The organism is Saccharopolyspora hirsuta, from assembly GCF_008630535.1.
GTDB lineage: Bacteria > Actinomycetota > Actinomycetes > Mycobacteriales > Pseudonocardiaceae > Saccharopolyspora > Saccharopolyspora hirsuta.
In genome coordinates, this window is sequence record NZ_VWPH01000029.1 from 1 (window position 1) to 7,538 (window position 7,538).

Consider the following 7,538-nt stretch of genomic DNA (forward strand, 5'->3'; position numbering starts at 1 on the left):
CGGCAGCAACGGCTCCACCCGCTGCCACAGACTGTCGGGAACCAACTTCTCAATCACCACATCAGCATGCCCACACTTGATCAACTACGGCCAGCAGACGCGCCGATCATTTTGAAACGAGTTGTTAGGCCTGCTGCTGTTCGACGCCGACGACCTGACCGCCGCCCAGGCCGTGCTGCGCTTCGCCGCCGATGGCGCCGACCCGGACGCCGCCGGTCGCGCCGACGCGCTGCTGGCCCAGGTGCTGCACATGCTCGGCGATGTCGAGGGCGCCCGGGAAGCGCGCGACCGGGCGCTGACCAGCAGCGATCCCGGCGTGGTCGAGATCGCCGGGGAGCTGGAGCTGCCCGCGCCCGGCCAGCGGTCCACCGACCAGTACCTTCAGGTCGCCTACGAGCAGGCGTGCTCGCTGCTGGAGCAGGGGCGCGACCACGACGCCGAACCGATCCTGCGGCGGCTGCTGGACAGCGGGCACCCGAACTACGGATCGCTGAGCGCGGCGAAGCTCTACGCGCTGCACGCCGAGGATTCCGCGATCGCGCGGCAGATGGCGGAGCGGATCATCGGCTACCGCCACCCCGAGCACCTCGGCTGGGGGCAGGTGCTGCTCGGCGGCGTGCTGGAGGGCGAGGGAGACGCGGCGGCTGCGGCCGAGGCGTTCCGGGCCGCCGCCGAGGACCCGCGCCCCAGCATCCGGTTGCACGCGCTGATCCACCTGGGCATGCAGCTGCTCGCGCTGGGCCAGGCGGACCAGGCGCGCGAGATCTACCAGCGGGTGATCAACACCCGCCACCCGCACTTCTCGGTCGAGGCGCTGGGCGTGCTGGCCGAGCTGCAGCGCGACACGGGCGATGTCGCCGGGGCGATCGAGACCTTCGGCCGGGTCGTGGCGTCCGGGCACGAGGGCAAGGCGCCGCTGGCCGCCTACAACCTCGGGGTGCTGCAGTACGAGCACGGCGATCAGGAGGCCGCCGCCGCGGCGTTCCGCCGGGCAGCGCAGGCCGAGAACCCGCACATCGCGCACCAGGCCGAACTCGCACTGTCCATGATGGACGTCTTCGACGCGCAGCAGGACCCGGCCGGGGACGACGCCAAGCAGCTCGCGCTGCGCGCGCACCAGGCCGCGGGCGCGGGCGACCTGGCCGCCGCCCGCCTCGCCTACCAGCAGGTCATCGACATGGACGTGCGGATGTGGTCGGTGATGGCGGCCAACTCGCTCGGCCTGCTGGAGGCCGTCGCCGGTGACCTCGACCAGGCCCGCCGTACCCTGCAACGGGCTTCGACGTCCGACGAGGCCTCGCTCGTGCAGGACGCCGCCTTCCGCCGCGCGATGATCGAGGAGCCCGGCGCGCGGCCCGTGCTGGAGGCGATCTTCCGGCTGGAGCACGACGAGGACGCCGGGCTGGACGAGCTCGCCGCCAGCGCCGATCCGCAGGTGCGCGACCTGGCCGCGCTGGTCCGGGCGGAGCTGCTGCTGACCTCGGACGTCACCGCCGCCGTGGAACTGCTGGGCTGCCTGGTCGAGTCGCCGAACCGGCTGGTGCGGACCAAGGCCGGTCAGCTGCTGGCCAGCTGGCTGGTCCGCGAGCAGCGGGCGGACGACGCGGTGCGGCTGCTAGAGCGGATCGTCGCCGACGGGCACCCGATGCTGCTCCCGTGGTCGGCCGCGCAGCTCGGGGACCTGCTGGTCGAGCACGGCGAGCCGGAGGACGTGATCGCGGCGTTCGCCACCGCTGCGGGAGCGGGATACCCGGCGCTGCTCGGCGAGGTGTTCGGCAAGCTCGCGATGCTCTACCGCATGGCCGGTCGCGACGACGAGCTGGTGGCGCTCTACCGGACCGCGATCGACAGCGGCCACCCGGAGTTCGCGCCGCGCGCGTCCTACCTGCTGGGCGAGCACCTGGTGCTCTCCGACGACCTGGACGCGGCACTGGAGTGCTTCGACCGGGCCGCTGGCTCGGACTCTGAGGTCGCGATGTTGGCCACCTTCGGCGCGCATGCCGTTCGCCGCGACTTCGAAAGCGCACGCGCGGTCCTCGCCGACCTGGCCGACGATCCGGAACCGCACGCCAGCGCGACCGAGCTGGGCTTGAACCTGGCGCACCGGCACCAGGCGCAGGGCGAGGTCGAGTTCACCGGGGCGGTGCTATCGCTGGTGGCCGAAGCCGGTGATCCAGACCGGAGGCAGGAGGCTCTGCTCTTCCTGGGCGCGCTGTGCGACGAGGCCGGCGACAAGGCCGGGGCCCGCGCGGCGTGGGAACGGGCGGCGGAGGGGGACAAGCCGCGCGAAGCAGCCGTCGCCCGGTACCACCTCTCGGAGCTGCTGCAGAACGACGGTGATCTGGACGGCGCCGACGTGCACCTGGCCGAGGCCGCTGCGGGCGACACTGACATCGCCGGGGTGGCCGCGTTGCGGTTGGGCGCGCTGCGCGATGAGCGCGGAGACCTCGAGGGTGCGTTGGAGGCCTTCGACCGCGCCGCAACGGTGGGGGACCAGTCCGAGGCCGCGTGGGCGAACGCCTACAGCGCTCCTCTGCTCGCCGACCAAGGCGAGGTCGGGCTCGCGAAGGAGGCTTACGAGCGCGCGATCGCTTCCGGCGTGGCGGACGTGCAAGCGCAGGCCGCGCTGGCGCTCGGCAACCTGTTGCGGGACACCGGGGACGATGCCGGTGCCAAGGCCGCCTACGAGCAGGCCCTGGCGTTCGGCGACGAGGACATCAGCGCCCGCGTCTACCAGGAGATGGGCGCCGAAACCGCGGAGATGCGCGCCTACCGGTTGATGTCGGAGGGCGACGTCGACGGCGCGCGGGCGGCGATCGTCGAGCAGTTCGGGTCGGACCGGGTGGCCGACTTCTGGTGCGCGGCGTGGACGGACCTGGCGGCCGCGGCCTCGGTGCTGACCGAGGTCTCCGGCGACGACCTGCGGACCTGTTCGCAGCTGGGGCTGGACTTCGGTGCCGCGGTGGAGGACCCGGCCGAAGCGCGGGCGTTCTTCCGCATGGTCGCCGACCACGGTCACCCGGACGTCGCACCCCTGGGCCGCGTGCAGCTCGGTCAGCTCGCCGAGCAGCAGCGCGAGCACGCGATCGCGCTGGCCTGGTACCGCCGCGCCACCGCCGACCCCGAGCACGGCGCGCAGGCCGGAGTGCTGCTGGCGCAGCTGCTCACCCGGCTCAACGACGTCGAGGGCGCGAAGTCCGCGTGCCGGAACGCTTTCGAGGCGGCGGAGGGGGCTTCCGCGCTCGACGCCGGGGTGCTGCTCGGGCAGCTGCACCACGAGTCCGGCGCCCCCGTCGAAGCCCGGCGGGCCTGGGACCAGGCGGAAGCGGCCGCCGAGTCGCCCGCGCAGTTCGGCGAGGCGCTGCACCGCCGCATCGCGCAGATCGGCGAAACGGCCGACGCGGCGCACGAACTGCTGCACCGCGCATCCCGCTCGGACGACCCGAGCACGGCGATCACCGCGATGCTCTGGCTCGGCGAGCGGGCGGTGCAGGCCGACGACCTGGACACCGCGGTCCGCTGGTTCGGCGAGGCAGCGGCGCTGGACGTGCCGGAGCAGTCCGAGGCGGCGCGGAGCAGGCTGGCGAACATGCTGCTGGCGCAGGGCGATCGCGACGCGGCCCGGGTCGAGTACGAGCGGGTCAGCAGGTCCGCCAACCCGGACATCGCGGCACGCGGCGAACTCGGCATCGGCATGATCCGCCACGAGGAGGGCGACCTGCCCGGCGCGGTCGCCGCCTACGTCAACGCCGCCGCTCACTCGGTGCACGAAGGCCTGACCGAGGACGCGATCCACGGCGCCCGGGTGGTCCTGGAGCAGCAGCACTCGGGCGGCGACCACCGCGCGGCGGCGGACACGCTGCGCCGCCTGGCCGAGGTGGTGCCGGAACGCGACGTCGCGGAATGGGCCTACGACGCGGGAACCGAGTTCCTCGACGTCGACGACACCGACTCGGCGCTGATCTACCTGCGCTGCGCGGTGGAGATCGGCGCACCCGATCCCGACCCGGCGGCGGTGCTGGCGCTGGGCGATGTCCTGAAGCGCCGCGACGACCCGGCGGGAGCTCGGCAGGCCTACGAGCGGGTGCTGGACACCGGCGACGAGCGCTTGGCCGCGGTGGCGAAGTACCGGCTGGTGGAGCTGCTGGGCGAGGACGACCCGGCAGCGGCCGAAGAGCTCATGCAGCGCCCGGACGACATCTTGGGCCCGGCGATGAAGGCGATGCTCGGGCTCAAGCGCCGCGACGAAGGAGACACGGCCGGGGCGATCGAGATGTTCCGCGAAGCCGCCGACGGTGCCGACGAGCAGTTCTCCCCGATGGCGGTCTACGCGCTGGCCCAGTCGCTGCGCCGGGACGGCGAGGTGGAGCAGGCCCGGCAGACCTACCGGCAGCTGGTCGAAGTCGCCCCGCACGACCACTACGCGGGCCAAGCCCTGCTGGAGCTGGCCGCGATCGCCTACTACGACGAGGACGACGACGAAGCGCGCGCCTGGAACCTGCGGGCGTGGGAGTCCGACGACCAGGAGCTGTCGGCCAAGGCGGCGATGAACCTGGGCCTGATCGCCAAGCGGCGGCGCGACATCGAGGCGGCGGCTCCGTGGTTCCAGGCGCTGATCGACCTCGGGCACCCGTCGGCGGCGCTGGCCGCAGCGCACCTGGCGGAACTGCACTACTGGCGCGAGGAGCACGCCGAGGCGGCCCGGCACTACGGCTACACCCTCGCCAACACCGAGGACAGCGAGCTCATCGCGGAAGCGGCCTACCGCGTCGGCGAGTTCCACTACCAGCGCGGCGACCTCGACGCGGCGCGCGAGTTGCTCGACCGGGCGGCCCGCACCGAGGACCAGACCTTCGCGGAGCGGGCGAGCACCCTCCTGGCGCGCCTCGGCTGACCCGTCAGGCGCGGGCGACGATCAGGCGTTCCGGGAGCGCCAGGACCTGGTCCAGGACCTCGCACGCCGCACCGGCCGTGTGCCACTCCGCGGTGGCCGGGTTCGCGGTCAGGCCCTGCTCCTGGGAGACGCGCGCCGCGCGCACGTCGTCCTCGCCGCGCAGCTCGACGACGTCGACGATGTCGCCGTGCGGGCGGACGTAGATGAGCGCCATGAGCTCGCCGTCGGCGTCGCGGACCGGCGGCATCAACCGGAATCCGCGGGCCACCAGCTTGCGCAACCGGATGCTGGACTGGTCCTCAGCTGACGAGGTCATCGAACTCACCGTCCTTGGCTCCGCTCAGGAAAGCGGCCAGCTCGGCTCTGGTGTAGATCAGCGCGGTACCGTCCGGCTCACGCGACTGGCGCAGTGCGATGGTGCCGTCGTCCAGTGCCGCGAGCTCGACGCAGTTGCCCCACTTGCCGCTGTGGCGGGACTTTCGCCAGGTCACACCCGGCAAAGCGGTGACGGGGACTTCGTACCTACCGTTCATCAGGTCTCCCTGGATCGGCTGCACATGCAATTGCATACGCCATTGCGCGAGACGGTACCACAGCGTTCCGCAACGAGACGATCACCCAGCGTGGTCGAAGATCAGGTGATTCAGAGCGCGGCGCGGACCTTCCGCAGCATTTGCCGGGTTTGCTCCGGAGTTCGCGCGTCCACCATCAGCCGATCGAGTGTACGGCTGTAGCGCTCGATCTCCTCCCGCTTGTCCAGGTACAGCGCGCCGCTGAGGTGCTCCAGGTACACGACGTCCGGCAGCTCGGGCTCGGCGAAGCGCAGAATCGTGAACGACCCCTCCGCCGCGTACCCGCTCAGCGCGAAGGGCACCACCTGCAGCGCGATGTTCGGCTGCTTGGTCATCTCCAGCAGGTGGTCGATCTGCGCGCGCATGACCGCGATGCCGCCGATCGGGCGGTGCAGCACGGATTCGTCGATGACCGCCCACAACCGCGGGGCGTCCGGGCGGGCGAGCAGCTTCTGGCGCTTCATCCGCAGCGACACCCGCCGGCGGGTGTCGTCGTCGGCCAGCGCGGGGTGCCCCGAGCTGGCCAGCGCCATCGCGTAGTCCTCGATCTGCAGCAGTCCCGGGACGAACTGCAACTCGTAGGTCTGGATCCGGGCCGCGACGCCCTCCAGGCCCACGTAGTCCTGGAACCACGGCGGCATCGACTCCGCGTACCGGTTCCACCAGCCCGGCTGCCGGGATTCGGCGACCAGCTGGAGGAAGTGCGCGCGCTCCTCCTCGTCGTGCACGCCGTAGAGGGTGAGCAGGTCGTCGATGTCGCGTTCCTTCAGCGAAACCCGGCCCAGCTCCATGCGGCTGATCTTGGACTCCGAACCCCGGATCGCCCGCGCCGCCTCCGCGGGCAGGATCTCCGCGGCCTCGCGCAGCCGCCGCAGCTGGGCACCCAGGATGATGCGACGTGCCGTCGGGCTCCCGTCGCGGGCAGCGCTCTCCCGCGCCATGGCCGCACCTCCTCAACGCCTGCTCACCGAAGTGATAGCACATCGGATGTTTACGCAGTGCAGTGAAGCTCGTACGCTATGCAACCCTCCGAGCCCCGACGACCAACGCCCAGCGAGGACACCGATGACTGCCGACCTCAGCGCCTCCGATGGCGAGACCCCGATCCACATCGACACCAGCAAGGCCAGCATCGCCCGCGTCTACGACGCCTTCCTCGGCGGCAAGGACAACTACGAGGTGGACCGCGAGGTCTTCCGCCGGGTCCGCGAGGTCACCCCGGAAGCGGCGCAGCTCGCCTGGGACAACCGCCAGTTCCTGATCCGGGCCACCCGGTTCATCGCCGCGGAGACCGGCGTGACCCAGTTCCTGGACTGCGGATCCGGGCTGCCGACCGCGGAGAACACCCACCAGGTCGCGCAGCGGATCGCCCCCGACGCGCGGGTGGTCTACGTCGACAACGACCCGGTGGTGCTCGCGCACGGGCGAGCGCTGCTGGAGGAGAACACCCAGACCCACTTCAGCCCGGCCGACATCTTCGAACCGGCGCAGATCCTGCAGGACGAGGTGGTGCGCAGCCGCCTGGACTTCAGCGAACCGATCGCGCTGTTCCAGATGGGCACGCTGCACCACTACGACGGCGAGCGGCCGCCGCAGGACATCATGCGCGAGTACATCGAGGCGCTGCCGTCCGGTTCCTACGTCGGCATCAGCCACTTCCTGGACCCGGAGACCGAGGAGCACAGCGACCTGGCGCGGCGCATGGAGCAGACGTTCCTGCACAGCCCGATGGGCACCGGGGTGTTCCGCACCCACGCCGAGATCGAGGCGATGTTCCCGGGCCTGGAGTTCGTGGAGCCGGGCCTGGTCCGCTGCGCGGACTGGTGGCCGACCGGCCCCCGCCTCAAACCCCTCTACCCGGTCCAGCACTGCATCGCCGGAGCAGTGGCCCGCAAACCCTGACCGTCGCCCCGGGGTGCCGCGATTTCCATTGAAATCGAACGTCCGATTTCAATGAGCCTTTTTCATCTTGTTTCGTGTTGGAGGGTGAGGATGGCTTGGGCGAGGGTGCTGACTTGGTGTGGGCAGCAGCGGACGCGGTCGAGGACGTGCCAGTTTTTGAGGGTGGCGAA

At 71.5% G+C, this 7,538-nt stretch carries 5 protein-coding genes; 2 read left to right on the forward strand and 3 right to left on the reverse strand.

Annotated elements, in window-relative coordinates; all coding sequences use genetic code 11:
- The first annotated feature begins 121 nt into the window (after positions 1-121).
- Positions 122-4,894 carry a tetratricopeptide repeat protein gene (locus F1721_RS34095; protein ID WP_150070982.1) on the forward strand — a complete coding sequence of 1,591 codons (4,773 nt, stop codon included), beginning with the start codon at positions 122-124 and terminating at the stop codon, positions 4,892-4,894.
- 4 nt (positions 4,895-4,898) lie between these two features.
- On the opposite strand, the gene F1721_RS34100 is transcribed toward F1721_RS34095, so the two are convergent.
- From F1721_RS34100 to F1721_RS34110, 3 genes are all read right to left on the reverse strand, one after another.
- Positions 4,899-5,210 (reverse strand): hypothetical protein, encoded by a 312-nt coding sequence (locus tag F1721_RS34100; RefSeq protein ID WP_150070983.1) that lies wholly within the window; start codon positions 5,208-5,210, stop codon positions 4,899-4,901.
- The gene (locus F1721_RS34105) at positions 5,194-5,427 is read right to left on the reverse strand and encodes a DUF397 domain-containing protein (protein ID WP_150070986.1); all 234 of its coding nucleotides are present in this window, start codon (positions 5,425-5,427) and stop codon (positions 5,194-5,196) included. Before F1721_RS34105 ends, F1721_RS34100 begins: the two co-directional genes overlap by 17 nt.
- Positions 5,428-5,537: 110 nt before the next feature.
- Positions 5,538-6,407 (reverse strand): helix-turn-helix domain-containing protein, encoded by an 870-nt coding sequence (locus tag F1721_RS34110; protein ID WP_150070984.1) that lies wholly within the window; start codon positions 6,405-6,407, stop codon positions 5,538-5,540.
- Positions 6,408-6,531: 124 nt separating this feature from the next.
- Here F1721_RS34110 and F1721_RS34115 point away from each other — a divergent pair, with 124 nt between their 5' ends.
- Complete coding sequence (locus F1721_RS34115) at positions 6,532-7,368, forward strand: SAM-dependent methyltransferase (RefSeq protein WP_150070985.1); 837 nt, start codon at positions 6,532-6,534, stop codon at positions 7,366-7,368.
- Positions 7,369-7,538: the final 170 nt, after the last annotated feature.